At 42.4% G+C, this 19,421-nt stretch carries 17 protein-coding genes and 1 pseudogene; 13 read left to right on the top strand and 5 right to left on the bottom strand.

All coding sequences use genetic code 11. From position 1 onward, the window contains the following. The first annotated feature begins 9 nt into the window (after positions 1 to 9). Positions 10 to 774 (top strand): TatD family hydrolase, encoded by a 765-nt coding sequence (locus C8R30_RS12340; RefSeq protein ID WP_090666313.1) that lies wholly within the window; start codon positions 10 to 12, stop codon positions 772 to 774. 16 nt (positions 775 to 790) lie between these two features. Here C8R30_RS12340 and ygfZ read toward each other — a convergent pair whose 3' ends face one another. Then, positions 791 to 1,840: a CAF17-like 4Fe-4S cluster assembly/insertion protein YgfZ gene (ygfZ, locus tag C8R30_RS12335; protein ID WP_107790233.1), complete on the bottom strand. Its 1,050-nt coding sequence runs from the start codon at positions 1,838 to 1,840 to the stop codon at positions 791 to 793. Between the two features lie 14 nt (positions 1,841 to 1,854). Here ygfZ and C8R30_RS16685 point away from each other — a divergent pair, with 14 nt between their 5' ends. Further along, complete coding sequence (locus C8R30_RS16685; protein WP_420812408.1) at positions 1,855 to 2,292, top strand: protein YgfX; 438 nt, start codon at positions 1,855 to 1,857, stop codon at positions 2,290 to 2,292. 57 nt (positions 2,293 to 2,349) lie between these two features. Here C8R30_RS16685 and C8R30_RS16450 read toward each other — a convergent pair whose 3' ends face one another. From C8R30_RS16450 to smc, 4 genes and pseudogenes are all read right to left on the bottom strand, one after another. Next, positions 2,350 to 2,529, bottom strand: coding sequence for a Trm112 family protein (locus C8R30_RS16450; protein WP_239654068.1), 180 nt, complete (start codon positions 2,527 to 2,529; stop codon positions 2,350 to 2,352). A gap of 24 nt (positions 2,530 to 2,553) precedes the next feature. Then, positions 2,554 to 3,540: pseudogene (lpxK, locus tag C8R30_RS12330) on the bottom strand (tetraacyldisaccharide 4'-kinase); the annotation flags it as partial. A gap of 163 nt (positions 3,541 to 3,703) precedes the next feature. Next, entirely contained in the window at positions 3,704 to 4,861 is a 1,158-nt protein-coding gene (locus C8R30_RS12325; protein ID WP_090666318.1) for a cell division protein ZipA C-terminal FtsZ-binding domain-containing protein, read from the bottom strand. 83 nt (positions 4,862 to 4,944) lie between these two features. After that, entirely contained in the window at positions 4,945 to 8,487 is a 3,543-nt protein-coding gene (gene smc / locus C8R30_RS12320) for a chromosome segregation protein SMC (RefSeq protein ID WP_107790231.1), read from the bottom strand. 103 nt (positions 8,488 to 8,590) lie between these two features. Between smc and queF the strand changes: the two genes are divergently transcribed. The 11 genes from queF to ccmB all read left to right on the top strand — a co-directional run bounded on the left by queF (position 8,591) and on the right by ccmB (position 19,397). Continuing rightward, entirely contained in the window at positions 8,591 to 9,013 is a 423-nt protein-coding gene (queF, locus tag C8R30_RS12315) for a preQ(1) synthase (protein WP_090666321.1), read from the top strand. Positions 9,014 to 9,055: 42 nt separating this feature from the next. Then, a complete protein-coding gene (fumC, locus tag C8R30_RS12310; RefSeq protein WP_090666323.1) occupies positions 9,056 to 10,462 on the top strand; it encodes a class II fumarate hydratase in 1,407 nt (468 codons plus the stop codon). Between the two features lie 53 nt (positions 10,463 to 10,515). After that, positions 10,516 to 10,866: a DMT family protein gene (locus C8R30_RS12305; RefSeq protein ID WP_090666325.1), complete on the top strand. Its 351-nt coding sequence runs from the start codon at positions 10,516 to 10,518 to the stop codon at positions 10,864 to 10,866. Between the two features lie 364 nt (positions 10,867 to 11,230). Continuing rightward, positions 11,231 to 11,617: a carboxymuconolactone decarboxylase family protein gene (locus C8R30_RS12300; protein ID WP_090666327.1), complete on the top strand. Its 387-nt coding sequence runs from the start codon at positions 11,231 to 11,233 to the stop codon at positions 11,615 to 11,617. Positions 11,618 to 11,890: 273 nt separating this feature from the next. Further along, complete coding sequence (gene rimP, locus C8R30_RS12295; protein ID WP_090666329.1) at positions 11,891 to 12,322, top strand: ribosome maturation factor RimP; 432 nt, start codon at positions 11,891 to 11,893, stop codon at positions 12,320 to 12,322. Between the two features lie 33 nt (positions 12,323 to 12,355). Beyond that, on the top strand, positions 12,356 to 13,828 hold the full coding sequence (gene nusA / locus C8R30_RS12290) for a transcription termination factor NusA (protein ID WP_090666331.1): 1,473 nt from the start codon (positions 12,356 to 12,358) through the stop codon (positions 13,826 to 13,828). Between the two features lie 131 nt (positions 13,829 to 13,959). Further along, the gene (gene infB / locus C8R30_RS12285) at positions 13,960 to 16,587 is read left to right on the top strand and encodes a translation initiation factor IF-2 (RefSeq protein ID WP_090666332.1); all 2,628 of its coding nucleotides are present in this window, start codon (positions 13,960 to 13,962) and stop codon (positions 16,585 to 16,587) included. Positions 16,588 to 16,614: 27 nt separating this feature from the next. Further along, entirely contained in the window at positions 16,615 to 16,971 is a 357-nt protein-coding gene (gene rbfA, locus C8R30_RS12280; protein WP_107790230.1) for a 30S ribosome-binding factor RbfA, read from the top strand. Between the two features lie 61 nt (positions 16,972 to 17,032). Next, the gene (truB, locus tag C8R30_RS12275) at positions 17,033 to 17,989 is read left to right on the top strand and encodes a tRNA pseudouridine(55) synthase TruB (protein WP_090666336.1); all 957 of its coding nucleotides are present in this window, start codon (positions 17,033 to 17,035) and stop codon (positions 17,987 to 17,989) included. A gap of 132 nt (positions 17,990 to 18,121) precedes the next feature. Beyond that, positions 18,122 to 18,736, top strand: coding sequence for a cytochrome c biogenesis heme-transporting ATPase CcmA (gene ccmA / locus C8R30_RS12270; RefSeq protein WP_090666338.1), 615 nt, complete (start codon positions 18,122 to 18,124; stop codon positions 18,734 to 18,736). A 1-nt stretch (position 18,737) separates the two neighbouring features. Further along, a complete protein-coding gene (gene ccmB, locus C8R30_RS12265; protein WP_090666340.1) occupies positions 18,738 to 19,397 on the top strand; it encodes a heme exporter protein CcmB in 660 nt (219 codons plus the stop codon). The last annotated feature ends 24 nt before the right edge of the window (positions 19,398 to 19,421 follow it).

Raw genomic sequence — 19,421 nt, 5'->3', positions numbered from 1 at the left:
ACTTTTTTTATGTTTGTCGATTCTCACTGTCATTTAGATTTTCCTGATTTAGCTAATAATCTTGACGAAATTTTCGAAAATATGCAGCAAAATCAAGTAACACATGCGTTATGTGTGAGTGTTAACTTGGAAGATTTTCCACGTGTGCGAACTTTAGCTGAATCACATAATAATTTGTATGCATCTGTCGGTGTACACCCCGATTATGAAAATTTGACTGAACCGAGCGCTGCACAATTAGTCAAACTGGCCGAGCCGCCAAGAGTTGTCGCTATCGGAGAGACGGGCCTAGATTACTTCCGGCTCAAAGGGGATTTAGAATGGCAGAGAGCACGTTTTCGTCAACATATTCGCGCAGCGAAGCAATGTAACAAGCCACTTATTATCCATACGCGTGAAGCAGCAGTCGATACACTGCGTATTATGGCAGAAGAGGGTGCCGATCATGTCGGAGGCGTGATGCATTGCTTTACGGAAAGCCTTGAGGTTGCGCAGCAAGCCATTGAAATGAATTTTTATATTTCATTCTCAGGCATTGTTACCTTTAAGAATGCTCACATTGTCAAAGAAGTTGCAAAAACGATTCCTCTCGACAAGATACTGATCGAAACAGATTCTCCTTATTTGGCTCCCGTACCTTTCCGTGGAAAGACCAATCAGCCTGCATTTGTACGTCATGTAGCTGAAGAAATTGCCAAATTACGCGAAATAAGCTTGGAAGAGGTGGCAACGGCAACGACACATAATTTTTTCAGACTGTTCAAAGTGGCTTGAATAAGCAGCTTAATCGCTATTCCGGTATGGTATAGGGTAATGATTGGAACCGCAAAAGCGGACCATCAAGACTTTTCCAACATATCTTATCGGTATCAACATTTGCCGTTTGAATGACAGCAAGTGCATCATAGCCTCCCTCAGGTGAGGGGGCCGCGTTGACAATCATGCCGCATGCTTGTTCAGCCAGCTCAGTGCAGATTAATTGATCACCGGGTTTAACGGGTTCAGATGAAAGGATATTGACGCGATACATGCGGCGTTTCAATTTGCCGAGGTATTGCGTACGAGCCACAATTTCTTGCCCTGGATAACAACCTTTTTGGAAGCTTACGCCGCCAATAGCGTCCAGGTTGACCATTTGGGGGATGAATTGCTCTTGTGTGTCGGGGAGTATAACGGGAATTCCAGCTCTGATTTCGAACCAATCCCAGAATGCAGCACCAGCAGGTTTTGCTTGTGAAGCGATCTGAGACCAGATTGAAGCGGCTTTGTCTGGTGGGGTGATGATTTCATAACGATCAGCTTCTCTACACAGAATACTTGCATTTTCAGTGTGAATAACCGCCAGTGGAGCAAGAGAAGATCGATCTATCTGAAATAATTCTTCAACCACTGTACATGCTTTAGAGCCCGCAACCCCAATCCGTATGAGTGCATCGCTATCATCCTGTATCTGGACTTTTGCGCGCAATATATACATTGCAAGACGTTTCGAGATGGCTGCAAGCAGAATAACCGGAAGTTGCAAAATATATTCATTAACTGAAGCGCCTTGCCAGATAATGAAACTCGCTAAAATTCTGCCTTTTGGCGTACAGTAACTTCCATGTTGCGCAGTCTGTGGGGTGACTTTTCTCAGATCACAAGTAAATTGCCCTTGCAGAAAATTAAATGCATCGTCTCCACTAAAGCGGATTAAACCCATGTTAGACAGGTCGGCAAGAATAGTTGTATCAGTCTGAATATCTTTAAATTCCCTTATGCCGCCATTGAAGTGTGTAACATAGCCATTCTCAAAAATAGCTTTCTGATTCTGTAAGAAAATCTGCCAAGTCGTATTCATAAAAGTTATCTGATATGCCTGATTTGATCATTCCACTCAAACCATCAAGACAATTCACAATATTGGTATATTCCACTCATCTTCTCGTCGGTGCTATTTTATGGATATTAAGCGAATCATTTTCCATTAAGCTTATCGGATTAGCGATATTCACACTAAGCTTATGTTTCTATTTGTGGTTTCATGCTTGGTTGCGCTCGCCTTGGTCGATCGTATCACTAAGTTTTTCTGAAGAAAATGTCTGTAGAGCGCTGACTCGATCGAATGAACAAATTGACTTTATAATCAAGGGTGATACGTTTGTTTCACCCTATTTAACCGTATTGAGTCTAAAATCGCGTGTTTCATTCTTTTCTCGCACCATTGTAATTTTCCCAGATGGAATCGATCCTGAAAAATTTCGGGAACTAAGAGTTTGGTTAAGATGGAAATGGAAACAGCCGATAGCGTAAACAATCGAATGAGATTGTTTTTTTGAGTTGAGAATCACTATAGTCAAACTACGATTGTTAAACTTCCTCTTCCGCAGGTAATTCCCTTGCTTCTTCTTCTAGCATGACGGGGATGCCATCCCGAATGGGATAAGCCAGACGATCCGCTTTACAAATCAGTTCTTGCTCACTTTTTTTATAAACTAAAGGGCCTTTGCATAAGGGGCATACTAGGATATCTAAAAGTTTGGGGTCCATAAATTTTTCTCTTAATTTTTTTAAAATGACTTCACGCAGTCCTATATCAATCGCTATCTCTTCATGTAGCACCCAAAATTGCTCACTTGCTGATTTTAGATATTTTACTGCATCCTCTTCCCTCATCAGAATGATTTCATCGCCTTGAGTTTGTAACTGTTCTTTCGGAAATTGAAAATTGTCAAGGTAGGTATGTGACTTCACATTTAATTTTAGATACCGGACTTGTTCCAGAAAGCTCTGTGCGTGAGAGAAATCCGTTATCACATGAATAGGCTTATCCTTGAATGCTGCGGTAGTGGAACGCTTGTCAGGATCGAGCAAATTGACGAAGCATTCACTTTCAGGCTTCATATGGAATGTCCTGACATGATTCTTGGTATCAATCACCAATTTACTGCTTTTTTCATTCATAACTATTCCGTCCACTTTATTGAGACGCGAAAGACTGTCCCGCAGAGGACCAGCGGGTAACACTAAGCCATTACCAAAATTATGTTTGCTGTTATCGACTACAACGATCTCTACATCCCGGTGTAACCGAAAATCTAGCAGCGCGTCGTCACAGATCAATACATTGCATTCCGGATGAGCAGCCAGGAGAGCTTGTGCTACATTTATGCGATCATAACCGATCCATATAGGACACGCGCCTTTACTTTGGTATGCCAGTAATAAAGATTTACTACCTACTTCGCTTAGCTTGCTCGAAGTCGTTACTGGAAGGGGAGGGCCATAATTCTCGGAAAACCCTTGGCTAATGATCCCGGGGTGTAACCCGTACAGTTTTAATGAATTGATTAGCCAAATTATGAGTGAAGTTTTTCCTGAATCTCCGACTGTGATACTGTCGACGATAATGACTGGGATAGGCAACCTGACTGACCGTAATATATTGCGACGGTACAATAATTGCTTGAGCGCTATTATCGCTATTAAGAATAAGCTTAATGGCCAAAGTATTACATGGAGCGGAGTAATGCGTTGCCAATATAAGTCAGACCAATTCATTTAGCGGTTCTTTTCCTTAAGGGCGGCGTGCTTCCAGGGCCATTTCAGATGTCTAACCATTCAGGAAGCAAATTTATTGGCGAATTAGAGTCGTTCATTATTCACTCTCCATGCTCAAAATAGCAAGGCATTCATGTTATCGATCAAGTTTTATCAATAGCCGCTATACAAATAGTTTCAATGCTGTTTCGCTGCCGGCGGGAATATCGTTTGCAGCCATTACCGCTTGAATATTCATAAGTTGCTGCTTGCTTTTCCGGATTCCATTATCGTTTAAGGGAACACGATTATCATCCACCATGATGCCATTTAAAGTTAACGCAAATTGCCGTGCTAGACTAACCATTTGATCGAATATTTTTTCACCATTCGCAACTCTTGGAACATCAAACAAAAAAGTGATGCCATGAGTGGTGAGTGTTCGCATACTCGCAGGCAGGAAAGGCGTTGTTTCATAATTACTTAAAGAAAATAAAACGGTATTGTTATCATCGCGGAATCTGAATGCCCCCTCCGATTCAAGTCGAAATCCGGATGCTTCGGCCAAAGCACGTATTTTTGTGCCAACAAAAGCACCTCCATCCTTACTGATAATGTTAATACCCATTACCACATCGACATCTGCGCAAAATTTATCTAACGTTACGGCTTTGGTATGCGCCTCTGCAATATCGGGGCAATCGGCAATGGCTTCTATTTGCATTGCAAAATCTTCGACCATATCTCGAAATCGCGATAAATTGACTTCGCTTACAGGGCCTGCTCTATCCGCGAGCTGCAAACACCCTTTCAAATGGATATAACCGCCTTGAGTATGTAAGGTTTCAATCGTAATTTCTTCCCAGGTATGGCCGTCCTGATTCAGCCCAAGCCAACGTACAGGCTTACCAAAGTCAAATTTTTGCTGCAACAATTCAGTCAGTTTGTCATGCGTAATCAGCTTATTTGCGCGTATGCTCGTAATGTAATTAATTTTGCTATCAAAATTAACCGCTTTTTGTTCTTCTATCGTCTCATCCTCGACGATTAAACGATTTTCAGGCTCAAAACGTGGTGGTTCTTTAGTGATCCCAAGTTCAACCGGTGATTCAGCGGAAAATTCATTAACAAATTTTGGGGGAGTTTCATTGCCGAATTTTGGCTCAATTCGCTCATTTTCCCAGCTCGATTTGCTCGTTTTCAGCAGTGCATCTTCATGTTCATGCTCAAACGCCTGCTTGATTCTACGGCGATAGCGCGCTTGTTGTAACCAGTTAAAAAATACTACACCGCCAATAACGATAATGCCAATAATGATTAAGCTGATTTGTAAATCACTCATACGCTAGGTCGCTCATCCAATTTTAGTAAGTCAATATACTGAACTTTACTCATCTTAATTTCCTTTGTCACCTCGAGTTAGTTTCAAATGGTTTCTGCCGCTTTTTCGATATTTTTTGTTTTGTCCAGATCAACCGTCACGATCCTTGAGACACCTTGCTCTTGCATGGTAACACCAATCAAATGTTCCGCCATTTGGATAGTGGTTTTATTATGGCTAATAAACAAAAACTGTGTATCGCTCGACATTCTTTTTACTAAATCACAGAAACGCATAGAATTATTATCATCTAGCGGAGCGTCGACTTCATCAAGCAAGCAAAACGGTGCCGGATTAAGACGGAACAATGAAAAAACAAGCGCCAACGCCGTCAATGCTTTTTCTCCACCTGAAAGAAGATGAATAGAGTTATTTTTCTTTCCGGGTGGCTGGGCGGTTAATAGCATTCCAGCGTCGAGAATTTCATCGCCGCTTAACACCAATTTTGCTTGCCCACCACCAAAAATCGCCGAAAACAATTCGTTCAAGTGGATATTGACTTTATCAAAAGTTTTCAGCAAACGTTCGCGTGTTTCCCGATCGATCTGCCGGATTGCACCTTCCAAAGTTTCAACAGCCTCTTTTAGATCTAGCAGCTGTTCTTCAAGATACTGCTTGCGTGTTTGTGAGGCTTGCAGTTCTTCCAATGCGGCCAAATTAACAGGACCAAGCGCAGTTATTTCTGCGGTAACTTGGTTGATTTTGGTTTTTAATCTGGGCAAGTGCACATCATTCAAAAGTGGTAATAACGCTTCTTCATTCGCGCCTGATTCCAATAATTTTTCATTGTATTGATTTTCGATCAGACGCGCCTCTTGTTCTTTAAGTCTTGTTTGATTGATCGAATCTCTGTATTGATGTGTTTTTTGCTCTGATTGAAACCGGGTTTGTTCTGTCGTTCTTAGGCTAATGATTAAATTTTCTGATGCCTGACGTGCATCAATCAAAATTTGTTCTAGTTGCTTTTTCTTTGTTTTCGCTTCGCTTAGCTGAGAACTCATAGGCTCATCATCCAAATCGGCTTGCATGTTACCTAATTTCTTCAAATTCTCGGTTAAGCTGGCCGTATTATGGTTGATCGATTGGATGTCTTTTTCAATTTGATCAATTTTGTTTTGGCAATCTTTTTCATGAAAAATGGCGTCACGCATTTCCTCTGCTAATCTCTGTACCCGCTTACGTTGCTCAACGAGAGCTTGTTCAGCTTCTTCAGAGATCAGCTTAAATTCATTAAGTTGTTCTTCCAAAATCACAATTTGATTATTATTTTCGGTGAGTTTTTCTTCTGCTCGTTGCTTGTGTGCATATTCCTGCGCAATTTGATGCGAAATTTCCATCAATTCATTTTCGATCTGCTGATGTCGCTGCGTTACACGCTCCTGCAGTTGGATGAGCCGCATAGTTTCGAGTTGATATTGATGTTCATCTTGCTTCAGTTGCATGATATCGCTACGCAACTCAGCAAGGATCATTTCTTGTTGCTGATAGGTTTCATCAATTTCGGCCAAAGCAGCTTCCAAGATTGCATGCTGTGTTTCAAGCGATTGAATGGTTTCCTCGATTTGCGCTATTTCACGTTGTCGGGCCAGGATGCCATGCAATGATGAATCGGGCGCATAATAATTCAAACTGGCGTAAGTAAATATGTGTCCCTCGGGCGTTATGAGCATTTCTCCTGGATGCAGTTTTCTTTGTTGCTCAAAACCCACCGTCATATCGTCTAGGGTGTATACGCCACTCAACCATGCTTCCATGATAGGCTGAATGACCTCTGGGTTGCGTTGGTATATCAGGAAGGTGCTGAGGGGTTTCCATTGCTTTTGCTGGGATAATTGTGTTCGGGCAGGCTGATTTTTGCTAGGATCCGTTTCAAAAATACACCATTTCCCCGAGGGAAGATTATCTCTCCAACCTATGGCGATTTCCAGTTGATCGATGGCTATTGCGTTGATTCGTTCCCGTAAAATAGCTTCTAACGCATTTTCCCAATTCTTTTCAATCTGGATGTACTGCCACAAACGTGGCAGTACATCCAGTTGCTGCTGGGATAACCAGCTATCAAGTGCATCGTTATTCTCAAGCTTGCGTTGGAGATGCTGCAAGGCAGCACTCCTCGCTTTGGCCTGAGTAATCTCTTGTTGAATAGATTGTATTTTTTGTGAAGCTTCTTTTAGATTAAATTGAGTCACCTTTAGCTGTTCGGTTACTTCAGCCAGTGCGTGCTGCTTTTCTTCAAGTTGAGCAATAACTTGGTGGTGATTTTGTTCTAAATCCTCGAGCTTTTTGTCCTCAACTAGAGGGAGTGATTTTTTTTCCTGAACCAGCCGTTCTTGGCGTACAGTTAATTGTTGTATTGCTTTGTCAGCGTGAGCTCGATCGCTCTCATGCAATTTCTCTGATTGTTGTACCAATAGCAAATTTTTTTGCAAAGCGAGCCATTGCTCTTGTTTTGAACGAAAAAAGGATTCAACTTCAGGTAATTTTTCATTTTCCGTTTGGTAAATTTGGGTGATCTCTTGAGAAGTTGATTTGGCTAGTTCGATCTCATTATGCCAGGCGGCTAAATTATCGAGCAGTTCGGACAGTTGCTGCTGGTTGTTTTCAAGCTGTGTCTCGGTTACGGTAATTTGTTTCGCAAAATAGGCTTTATTTTCCTGGAGATGCTGAAGATTTTGTTCAATTCGAGCTACTTCTGCATTGATGGTGTAAAGTTCACCCTGAATGTGTTGGAGGTGTTCGCTTGCGGCATGTTGTTGCATTCGCATCGCTTCAAGCTTTTGATCTAATTCATGCAGAAAGGCAATTTCCTTTTCTAAATCGGTCTCCAATTGCTCAATGGCTTCCTCTGCATGGGTACGCTGAACAATGGCATCATTCCTTTGCGTCATCCACAAAACATGACGGGCTGTATTCAATTGCTCTTGTAAATCATTAAAACGCTGGGCAACAGTTGCTTGTTTTTCAAGGTGCTGCAACTGCTTTTCGAGTTCTCGAAGAATATCTTCCACACGTAAGAGGTTACTGTGCGTATCAACAAGTCGAAGTTCGGTTTCATGGCGGCGGTCTCGATATTTTGAAATGCCTGCAGCTTCCTCCAGAAATACACGCAACTCCATAGGCTTAGCTTCAATAATTCGCGAGATCATACCTTGCTCGATAATCGCATAACCACGTCCACTTACCCCTGTTCCTAGAAACATATCGGTAATATCCCGGCGGCGCACATGCATATTATTGATGTAGTAGGCTGATTCGCTATCACGCTGAATAACGCGCTTAATGGAAATTTCGCTATAAGCAGACCATTGCCCAGATAATTTTCCGAGCCTATTGTCAAAGATCAGCTCGACACTGGCACGTCCTACCGGTTTACGGCTAACTGATCCGCTAAAAATCACATCTTGGATGGATTCGCCTCTTAACGCCGTGGCCCTGGATTCACCTAATACCCAACGCACTGCATCGATCACATTGGATTTCCCACATCCATTGGGCCCTGCTATCCCGACTAAATTGCCTGGTATAGGGATGACGGTTGGGTCTACAAACGATTTGAAGCCGGCGAGTTTGATTTGAGAGAGACGCAATTGAGTAATCGATTAAATTGGTATAATTAAGCGAGCTAAGTCTGATCTAATTATTTTAACTGATTTAATGATCTTAACCGAATGAGTCGGAGAGACTAATCCTATGCCGAGTAAACCCTCAAAGAAGCTGGAAACATTTGACAATCCCTTTCCCGCGCGGGACTACCGGATTCATATGGAAATACCGGAGTTTACCTGTTTATGCCCTAAAACCGGTCAACCCGATTTCGCAAGGCTGATTCTAGATTTCATTCCTGATAAAAAATGTGTCGAGTTGAAGAGTCTGAAACTCTATATTTGGTCTTTTCGTAACGAAGGTGTATTTCACGAAGCTGTCACCAATCAAATTCTCGATGATTTAGTAGCTGTTATGAAGCCACGCTATATGCGTCTTACTGCTAAATTTTATGTGCGGGGTGGTATTTTTACCAATGTTATTGTGGAGCATCGGAAAAAAGGGTGGCTACCTGATCCCCCTGTTTTTTTAGATGCCATTGATGAACAATCTAATATTACTGGTAATTAGTTGTTTCTATGCCATAAATATCAACCGGATGGAGTAGCAACAATGACCGATTTCAGAGAGGAACGCGATACAATGGGGACCATTTTGGTTCCCACTCAAGCACTGTGGGGTGCGCAAACACAGCGTTCTTTGCTAAATTTTAAAATTTCCAGTGAAAAAATGCCCAGCGCACTTATAAGCGCACTTGCATTGGTAAAACGCGCGGCGGCAACTGTAAATTTTGAATTAGGCTTGCTTGATGAAGCTATCGCACAGGCGATTATTATGGCTGCAGACGAAGTGATTGCTGGCCAGCACGCCAACGAGTTTCCGCTTGCCGTATGGCAAACGGGTTCCGGTACGCAGACTAACATGAATATGAATGAAGTGTTGGCAAATCGTGCTTCTGAGTTATTGGGAGGAGGGCGAGGCAGCGAACGAAAAGTCCACCCTAATGATGATGTGAATAAAGCGCAATCTTCAAACGATGTTTTTCCAACCGCGATGCATGTTGCTGCGGCACAGGTTATCAATGATCAATTAGTACCTGCAATTCAGACATTGCGTCAAACGCTCCATACTAAATCTCAAGAATTTACGCGTATTATCAAGATCGGCAGGACTCACTTGCAAGATGCAACACCGTTGACTTTGGGGCAGGAATTCTCTGGTTACGTCTCGCAATTAGACCATGGACTGGCGCACATAGACGCTTCATTGCCTCATCTTTACGAATTGGCACTGGGTGGAACAGCCGTAGGGACGGGTCTCAATACACATCCGGAATTCGCGGAGCGTGTAGCGGTGGAAATTGCAAGTATCACAAAACTTCCTTTTATTTCTGCACCAAATAAATTTGAAGCGCTAGCGGCTAATGATGCATTGGTGCATGCGCATGGCACTCTAAAAACATTAGCCGCTTCTTTGATGAAGATTGCTAATGATGTTCGTTGGCTTGCGTCCGGTCCTCGTTGTGGTATTGGTGAAATCAAAATACCAGAAAACGAACCGGGCAGCTCGATCATGCCTGGCAAGGTAAACCCTACCCAATCAGAAGCAATGACCATGCTCTGCTGCCAAGTGATGGGAAACGATGTTGCGATTAACATGGGAGGCGCGATGGGTAATTTTGAGCTCAATGTAATGAAGCCTCTGATAATTCATAATTTCTTACAAAGCGTTCGCCTGCTCGCCGATGGGATGATCAGTTTCAATGATCACTGTGCAGTGGGTATAACAGCCAACACCGAGCGTATCCATAAATTGATGCAGAACTCTTTAATGCTCGTAACCGCGCTTAATCCCTATATTGGTTACGAGAAGGCTGCAGAAATCGCTAAAAAAGCATATCGTGAAGAAGTGTCGTTAAAAGAAGCTGCGCTTGCCCTGGGTTATGTTTCCGCAGAAGATTTTGATACTTGGGTCAATCCTGAAATGATGATTGGAAATAGCCAAACTCGCTTAACGTAACCAGTGGCAAAAATGCGGCTGCGGTCAAAATCCATAATTACTTTCCATAGACCATGAATCCAATCTTAACAAGCATCGTGTTGCTCATTATGAGTAACGTTTTCATGACTTTTGCTTGGTATGCGCATCTCAAGGAGCTGAATACTGCACCATGGTTTATTGCAGCAATTATAAGTTGGTTGGTGGCTTTTCTTGAATATATGTTTCAGGTGCCGGCTAATCGAATTGGCTACACCGTGATGAGCATTGGTCAACTTAAGATCATACAAGAAATTATTACATTGAGTGTTTTTGTGCCTTTTGCTTTTTTCTATTTAAAAGAACCGCTAAAACTAGATTATCTCTGGGCTGGGCTATGTATGCTAGGCGCCGTTTATTTTATGTTTAGAGACAAAATTGCTTAAGGTAACCGCAAAAAATCAGAGTTTTATGCAAGATGAGGCGTGAACAAAAAATGTTGAAGCGGCATCTGATTGATAGATAAAGAAACATTTCTTGTGAACAACGCTGTATTGTGACGGAACAGGGATTTTTAGCGGCACCCTTAACTAGACAAAGCAATGCTTTGGTTTGCAATATCTTACCGGTTGAAGACAGCTTCCCCTGGTACTTGGCAGCTAGGGTTGGCTAACTTACCCATTATTCCGGAAACAATACTTCGCCAGCATTCCATTGCAATCGAATATTGCGTAATTTAAACATTCGCGAGAATACTGGTAGCAGGATGATTACAATGATGCGGCAAAAAAACTCTCAAGGGATGAGCTGATGGAAGTAAATCGTTATAAGCGTGGGGAAGAAGCCCTTTCAAAAATTCATGGGCATATTGGCGAAAGTGTTATGGATGCTCTCAAAGCAATATCACCTGATTTCGCCCGCATGATAATTGAATTTCCCTATGGGGATATTTATTCGCGCGGAGTTTTGTCCCCTAAGGAAAGACAAATAGCAACAATTGCCTCACTTGTAACACTTGGAAACGCGACAACTGAATTGAAAGCGCATATTCAAGGCGCACTCAATGTGGGATGTTCTCGGCAAGAAATTGTTGAGGTAATTATTCAGATGGCCGTATATGCGGGATTTCCTGCCGCAGTCAACGCAATATTAGTGGCTAAAGAAGTTTTTGTAGAATCTGAAAAGGAGGATCGTTAAAATAACGACCGATAAAGCAGATATTTGCCATGCATGGCAAGATGAAAATGGTTATGCGGGATTTATTTGGTCATTGTGTAGTGATAATTGATGAAATTCATAAGCATTGATTAATTTTCAAGGCCGATTTGTGTCAGCTCAGTAGTAATCGATAGTAACGTATTAATAATATTAATATAATATAAAATCTGTTTTGCTGGCAGTTGAATATTGCTATAATTCGAATAATTTTCGGTGGGCTTATGAAGCCCATTTTTTATTTGTGGCGAAGCTATGGCGTTGTATGAGTTGCTGGATTCAATTTTGGCTGGTATGGGTTATGAATTGGTAGAGGTGGAACAGTCGGCACCCGGAAAATTATTGAGAGTGTTTGTTGATAAGCAAGAGGGCGGAGTGACAATTGATGATTGTGTTGCAATCAGTAATCATCTCAATAGATTATTAACAGTAGAAGGTATAGATTATAGTCGACTTGAAATATCCTCTCCAGGATTAGATAGACCCTTGAGAAAAGAGAGCGATTTTGCTCGCTTTATGGGAAAGCGGGTAAAGGTAAAACTACGCATAGCAATGCAAGGACAAAAGAATTTTGCTGGGTTTATTAGAGAAATTAATAACGGAGTGCTAGAACTCGAAGTAGAAGGGAGAAGACTACAAGTTGAGTTAGATAATTTAGATAAAGCTCGGTTGGTTCCGGAAATATAATTTAAAGATGCATAAAAAATTGGCTGGAGGAATATGAGCCGCGAGATTTTGCTATTAGTGGATGCCTTGGCACATGAAAAGAATGTTGACAAGGTGATTGTGTTTACTGCCCTGGAAATGGCACTTGCATCCGCTACCAAAAAACACTTTCATGAAGATGTTGATGTGCAAGTCGTTATTGAGCGGGAAACCGGAAACTACCGATGTTTTCGTAGCAGATTAGTGGTGGCCGATGAATCTGTAGAAAATCCTGCAAGGCAAATACCATTGAGCGAGGCTTTACAGTATAACCCTGATATCAAATTAGGTGAGCACATAGAGGAACCGTTGCAAGCAGTGGAGTTTGACCGAATTGGCGCTCAAGCGGCAAAGCAGATTATATTTCAGAGGATACGTGATGCTGAGCGTGAGCAGAATCTGAATGATTTTTTAGCGCGCAAGGAATTTTTGGTTGCTGGCACCATTAAGCGTATGGAACGAGGTAACGCTATTATTGAGTCCGGCAGGATCGAGGCGGTGCTCCCCCGGGATCAGATGATACCAAAGGAAAATCTCAGAATTGGCGATCGGGTTCGTGCATACTTACATAGAGTAGATCGTACAGCGAGGGGTCCTCAGTTAGTATTGTCACGAACCTCACCCGATTTTTTGGTCAAACTATTTCAATTAGAGGTTCCTGAAATTGAGGAAGGACTGCTCGAAATCAGAGCGGCCGCGAGAGATCCTGGTTCACGTGCAAAAATAGCTGTTAAATCCAATGATTCACGTATCGACCCGATTGGTACCTGCGTGGGGATGCGAGGATCACGCGTTCAAGCGGTTATTGGTGAGCTTGCCGGTGAACGAGTTGATATTGTTTTGTGGGCAGAGGATCCCGCTACGTTTGTCGTAAATGCGCTAGCACCTGCCGAGATCAGCAGTATCATGGTTGATGAAGATAAGCACAGTATGGATATCGTTGTCGATGAGGATAATCTTGCACAAGCAATAGGTCGCGGCGGTCAGAACGTACGACTTGCCTCAGAGTTGACAGGTTGGGACCTCAATATCATGACAATTGAGGAATCGCAGAAAAAAAACGAAGAAGAAACTTCTATGATCTGCAATCTTTTTATTGAGAAACTTGATGTGGATGAAGAGGTAGCAAAAATTCTAGTTGAAGAGGGTTTTTCTACGCTTGAAGAAATTGCATATGTACCCCTAAATGAAATGCTTGAGATTGAAACCCTCGATAAAGAGATTATTACCGAATTACGTAATCGAGCACGCAATGCCCTTCTGACGGATGCAATTGCTAACGAAGAAAAGTTTGAGCATTTGTCCGAAGACTTGCTTTCTCTTGAGGGTATGGACGCTCAACTAGTACGAGAATTGGCTGCTAAGGGCATAAAAACACAAGAAGATCTTGCCGATCTGGCGGCGGATGATTTAGTTGAAATGACGGGTATTGATATTGATCGTGCTAATAAACTCATTATTAAAGCGCGTGAACCGTGGTTTAATTAAAGTATCTATTAGCGAAACAAAATAGCTATTTTAATTCTGAAATCTGGGTTGTATGTATCGAAAAACTAAATGCCTATTCCAGAATTGCGGTTTTGTATTGAAATGAATTTAGGGTGAACAAAAGGTTGCTGATGAATCAAATGACTGTAGAAAAATTTGCCAATGAGCTAGACATGTCGCCAGATGTATTGCTTGAACAACTTCTGGCAGCGGGCGTAAAGAAGCAGTCGGTCGAAGATATTCTGACAGAAAAAGATAAAGCGCAATTACTTGATTACCTGCGTAAGGTTCATGGGGCGATCGAGTCTAAAAAGAAAATAACATTGACCCGTCGACAGACAACTGAAATACGGCAATCGGATGGAGCAGGAAAAGCGCGCACAATTGAAGTCAAGGTTCGTAAAAAACGGGTAGTTGCAAGACCTACTGAACAAGAATATGAAAAGGAAGTAACACCTGAAATACCGACGCCGGCCATACCCTCCGCGCCATCCCCATCACCGCAAAAAACCGTTATTGACGCTGCTCAACAAGCATTGCGAGAACAGGAGGCATTAAAACAAGCTGAGTTGATTGCGCGTCAAGCTGCGGAACTCAAAGAAAAGCAAGAAAAACGAAAAGGCGTCCTTGCTGAAACGAGAAAAGAAGCGGAAAAAGAGGTAAAAACAGAAGAAACGGTATCTAAGAAAGCGGAAGAAGTTATTCCACCCGTTTCAGAGGTAGCCACCGCGCCTCCAACAGAACCTCAGCAACCCAAGCCAGTATCGGCTGAAGGTACCCTGCATAAACCGGCTGCTAAACCAGAAGAAAAATTAGATAAAAAGAAAAAGCAGACCAAACAGGAAGATGTTTGGAAGGAAGAAGTCAGCAAACGTCGTGAAACTAAAATACGTGGGGATTTATCGGGAAATCAAGGCTGGCGAGTTCGTAAAGACAAGCATCACGCTAAATCAAATTTAAGTGAAACGCAGACACAGCACGGTTTTTCTGCGCCTACAGAGCCCGTCGTACATGAGGTGCTCGTACCTGAAACAATTTCAGTTGCAGCGCTTGCGCAGAAAATGTCTGTTAAGGCTGCGGAAGTTATAAAAGTACTCATGAAAATGGGAAGTATGGTTACCATCAATCAAATGCTAGATCAAGAGACGGCTATGATCGTTGTGGAAGAGATGGGCCACGTTGCGAAATATGCAGCGCCGGATAATCCAGAATCCTTTCTTGAAGAAATAAAGGCGCCAATTTCTGAATCCGAAATGGAACCTCGTGCACCTGTCGTTACGGTTATGGGTCACGTCGATCATGGAAAAACATCTTTGCTTGATTATATTCGCAGAACGCGCGTGGCAGGTGGGGAAGCTGGTGGGATTACTCAGCATATTGGTGCTTATCATGTTGAAACGGCGCATGGCATGATTACTTTCCTTGATACGCCAGGTCACGAAGCATTTACTGCCATGCGGGCGCGTGGTGCAAAAATTACTGATATTGTGGTATTGGTTGTTGCTGCCGATGATGGCGTGATGCCTCAAACCATAGAAGCCATCCATCATGCTAAAGCTGCGAATATTCCTATCGTAGTAGCGGTCAATAAAATGGATAAGCCAGAGGCCAATTTCGAACGTATCAAGCAAGAATTGGCTAATCATGGTGTCGTATCAGAAGATTGGGGTGGGGATACGATTTTTGTTGGGGTATCTGCAAAATCCGGTCAAGGTATTGATGAGTTACTTGAAAGCATTTTATTGCAAGCGGAAGTTCTCGAGCTTAAAACCATCAGGAAAGCACCTGCAAAAGGTGTGGTGATAGAGTCGCGCCTAGATAAGGGCCGCGGACCAGTAGCTACGATCTTGGTGCAGTCTGGTACATTGAAGCGAGGCGATGTTTTACTGACGGGAGCAGTTTTTGGCCGAGTAAGAGCCATGCTGGATGAGAAGGGTGCTTCTGTTGAAGAGGCAGGAACCTCTATCCCGGTAGAAATCCAGGGATTATCCGAAGTAGCAGTCGCTGGAGAAGCCGTGATAGCACTGGATGATGAGCGTAAGGCGCGAGAAATTGCTTTATTTCGACAAGGCAAGTTCCGTGATGTGAAGTTAGATAAGCGGCAAGTAGCCAAAATGGAGGATGTTTTCGGTCAAAAAGAAGACACCAAAACACTTAATCTCATAATCAAAGCAGATGTTCAGGGGTCGTGTGAAGCGTTGTCATATGCGTTACAGAAACTTGCTACGGATGAAGTAAGAATCAATATTATCCATAGCGGTGTCGGTGCGATCATTGAATCCGATATCAATTTAGCGTTGGCATCGAAAGCTGTAGTAATTGGCTTTAATACACGAGCCGATGCTGGGGCACGGAAGTTGATTTTGACAACAGGTGTTGATGTCCGATATTACAATGTGATTTACGAAGCAGTTGATGAAATTAAAAAGGCACTTTCAGGCATGATGATGCCAGAGCGCAAAGAAAGTGTCATTGGTCTAGTGGATATACGGGAGATTTACCGGATTTCGAAAGTAGGAACCGTGGCAGGCTGCTATGTCCTTGATGGATTGGTGAGACGAGATTCATTGATACGTGTATTGCGTGATGGCGTGGTTATCCATAGTGGAACGCTGGATTCCTTGAAACGCTTTAAAGACGATGTCAAGGAAGTTAAGGCTGGCTTCGAATGTGGCCTTTCGCTTAAGAATTTCAATGATATTCAGGAAGGAGATCAGCTTGAGGTGTATGAGATCATCGAAACAGCGCGTACTTTATAAAATCGCTTTAGCATTAAATTTTTATTAATGTCTAAAGATTTTTCACGATCACAGCGTGTTGCAGACCAGATACAGCGTGAGTTAGCTGATTTGATTAAAGCAGAAGTTAAGGATCCACGGATTGGTATGATTACAATAACCGCTGTTGAGGTTACCCGAGATTACGCACATGCAAAGATTTTTTATACGACGCTCAGTAGCAAGGAAGATAATATTCTTATTGAAGAAGGGCTGAAGCATGCAAGTGGATTTTTGCGGAGCCAACTTTCAAGTCGCATGAAACTTCGAGTTATTCCACAGCTTCATTTTATTTATGATGAATCTATTGAACGTGGCTTATATTTATCTCAATTGATAGATGAAGCTATCGGTAATAAAGACTAAGCCAACACGATCAAATAGAGCATAAATTTATCCTACTTCAGATTTGTGCTCCATCTCTACATTGTATCCCAAGGAAGCCAAATTTATTAAACGAAATCTCAGTGGTGTTTTGTTACTGGACAAGCCTTTAGGACAAACATCTAATCGTTCGCTACAAATTCTAAAGCGTTTTTTTCGTGCGGCTAAAGCGGGCCATACTGGAACGCTAGATCCTATGGCAACAGGTTTGTTACCGGTTTGCTTTGGGCAAGCGACAAAATTTTCAGCTATATTGCTGAATGCAGAGAAGACTTATCAGGCAACTTTTAAACTGGGTGCTATTAGCTCTACCGGTGATGCGGAGGGGGAAATCCGTGAAATCGTCCCTGCAAAGTTGATCGATAACAATCTTAACATGGCGTCAATCGATAAGGTGCTACAAGCATTTACCGGGAAAATCAAGCAAACTCCACCTATGTTTAGCGCGTTAAAACATCAGGGAAAGCCGTTGTATGAGTATGCCCGTAATGGTCAGGAAATTGATAGAAAACCGCGTGAGATTTTCATTTACGATCTAATCTTGAATTCATGGGTGAGCAATGAAATATCCATTACCGTGCGCTGCGGAATGGGGACCTATATTCGAACATTGGTTGAAGATATAGGAAAAGCATTAGGTTGTGGTGGCGCGTATCTCATAAGTTTGCGTCGGAGTCAAATTGGCCAATTTGAGTTGCATCAAGCCTATACCATCGATAAATTCCAGGGAGAGTTTTCCACTGAACATGATAAATTCTTATATTCTGTTGATAGCCTCCTTAGTCATTTTCCCATTATTACATTAAATGAAATTGAAACCTCTGCAATATTACAGGGACGATCAATAGCCAATAGAAGCAAAGAAACTTTGCTACCGTCAAGCAAGGTTAGGTTATATAGGAGTGGCGGGTCATTCCTGGGTATGGGTGAAATAACAGAGATAGGAACTGTGATACCTAAAAGATTAATTTCTCAAAATGATAAAGCCCTATCTACTTAATAACAGGAAGTTATAGAAACCAAAATAAATTAGAGCAATACAGATGAGAAATGTGAATCTGTTAAATCCATGTCGTAATCAAGTGCTAAAGAAAGTTCAGTGCGCTATAATGCAAAAATTTAATCATTAGCCATGCTGCAAGGCAACAATTTAGAGTGTGTTCGCGGTGATCGCGTTCTATTCAGTGGCATAAACTTTTCTATCAAGCCGGGGGAGTTAATGCAAGTCCGTGGACCTAATGGCAGCGGGAAGACGAGTTTGCTCAGAATGCTATGTGGCTTAGCTGTGCCGAATTCGGGTAAAGTGAGTTGGAATGGCGCTAATATTCGATCTATTAGTGAAGAATATTGTGGTGTCATTACTTATTTAGGGCACATGAGCGGTATAAAAGATGAGTTGACTGCTATAGAAAATTTACGAATTGCCAGTGCGCTATCCGGTGTGGAAGTCGATGAAAAGAGAGCTTGTGAAGCATTGCATCAGATGGGTTTAATAGAGCGCGAGAATTTATTTACCAAACTATTATCACAAGGCCAAAAGCGGCGCGTTTCCTTGGCGCGGCTGTTATTGGTGCGAACACAACTTTGGATTTTGGATGAACCTTTAACGGCTCTGGATGTTTCAGCAATCGAATTGATGAAAAATATATTGGAACGATATCTAGCACAAGGTGGCATGGTAGTCCTGACAACACATCAAGAAATAGACGTTTCTGCAGCAGTAACGCATCAATTATATTTGTCTTAACATGTTGATATGGGTGATCAGGCGCGATTTATTGTTGGCAATGCGCCGCCAGGCTGATGTATTAACAACTTTATTTTTTTTCGTTATCGTAGTAAGTCTGTTTCCGCTAGGCATTGGGCCAGAAATGAACATACTCCGAATCATGGCGCCTGGTGTCGTATGGGTTGCAGCGTTACTGGCATCTATGCTTTCGCTCGGGCGTATGTTTTCAAATGATTATTTAGATGGGACACTAGAACAGATATTGCTCTCACCGACTTCATTGTCTGTATTAGTATTAGGGAAAATGTTTGCGCATTGGCTAATTACAGGCGTACCTTTAGTATTGATGGCGCCAGTATTAGGTATTCAATATGATCTACCCTCCAGCGCACTTATTGTGCTGGCATTATCGTTATTGATAGGCACACCCATCTTAAGTTTAATTGGTGGGATAGGTGCAGCGCTAACCTTGGGGTTAAGGGGTGGAGGCGTATTGGTGTCGTTATTAGTATTGCCTTTATATATTCCTGTTCTTATTTTTGGAGCAGGTGCGGTAGAAGCAAGTACGGCTGGTCTGGGGGTTGATGCCCATTTTTCGCTGTTGGGTGCGTTCTTGTTGGTATCCCTTGTACTTGCGCCCTGGGCAACAGCGGCTTCGCTCAGGGTCTCTATGGAGTAAAGTTCGATTAAACTTATTATCAAA

The organism is Nitrosomonas nitrosa (assembly GCF_003051105.1).
Classification (GTDB): domain Bacteria; phylum Pseudomonadota; class Gammaproteobacteria; order Burkholderiales; family Nitrosomonadaceae; genus Nitrosomonas; species Nitrosomonas nitrosa.
Note: the sequence above shows the minus strand (reverse complement) of the source record. Positions and strands in the feature narration are given on the sequence as shown.

Coding starts and splice junctions, on each gene's coding strand:
- C8R30_RS16450 (WP_239654068.1), bottom strand. CDS start 2,529: ATGGACCCCAAACTTTTAGATATCCTAGTATGCCCCTTATGCAAAGGC.
- fumC (WP_090666323.1), top strand. CDS start 9,056: ATGACCGATTTCAGAGAGGAACGCGATACAATGGGGACCATTTTGGTT.
- ccmA (WP_090666338.1), top strand. CDS start 18,122: ATGCTGCAAGGCAACAATTTAGAGTGTGTTCGCGGTGATCGCGTTCTA.
- ccmB (WP_090666340.1), top strand. CDS start 18,738: ATGTTGATATGGGTGATCAGGCGCGATTTATTGTTGGCAATGCGCCGC.
- rimP (WP_090666329.1), top strand. CDS start 11,891: ATGGCGTTGTATGAGTTGCTGGATTCAATTTTGGCTGGTATGGGTTAT.
- infB (WP_090666332.1), top strand. CDS start 13,960: ATGAATCAAATGACTGTAGAAAAATTTGCCAATGAGCTAGACATGTCG.
- C8R30_RS12300 (WP_090666327.1), top strand. CDS start 11,231: ATGGAAGTAAATCGTTATAAGCGTGGGGAAGAAGCCCTTTCAAAAATT.
- C8R30_RS16685 (WP_420812408.1), top strand. CDS start 1,855: ATGCCTGATTTGATCATTCCACTCAAACCATCAAGACAATTCACAATA.
- C8R30_RS12340 (WP_090666313.1), top strand. CDS start 10: ATGTTTGTCGATTCTCACTGTCATTTAGATTTTCCTGATTTAGCTAAT.
- nusA (WP_090666331.1), top strand. CDS start 12,356: ATGAGCCGCGAGATTTTGCTATTAGTGGATGCCTTGGCACATGAAAAG.
- C8R30_RS12325 (WP_090666318.1), bottom strand. CDS start 4,861: ATGAGTGATTTACAAATCAGCTTAATCATTATTGGCATTATCGTTATT.
- rbfA (WP_107790230.1), top strand. CDS start 16,615: ATGTCTAAAGATTTTTCACGATCACAGCGTGTTGCAGACCAGATACAG.
- C8R30_RS12305 (WP_090666325.1), top strand. CDS start 10,516: ATGAATCCAATCTTAACAAGCATCGTGTTGCTCATTATGAGTAACGTT.
- queF (WP_090666321.1), top strand. CDS start 8,591: ATGCCGAGTAAACCCTCAAAGAAGCTGGAAACATTTGACAATCCCTTT.
- ygfZ (WP_107790233.1), bottom strand. CDS start 1,840: ATGAATACGACTTGGCAGATTTTCTTACAGAATCAGAAAGCTATTTTT.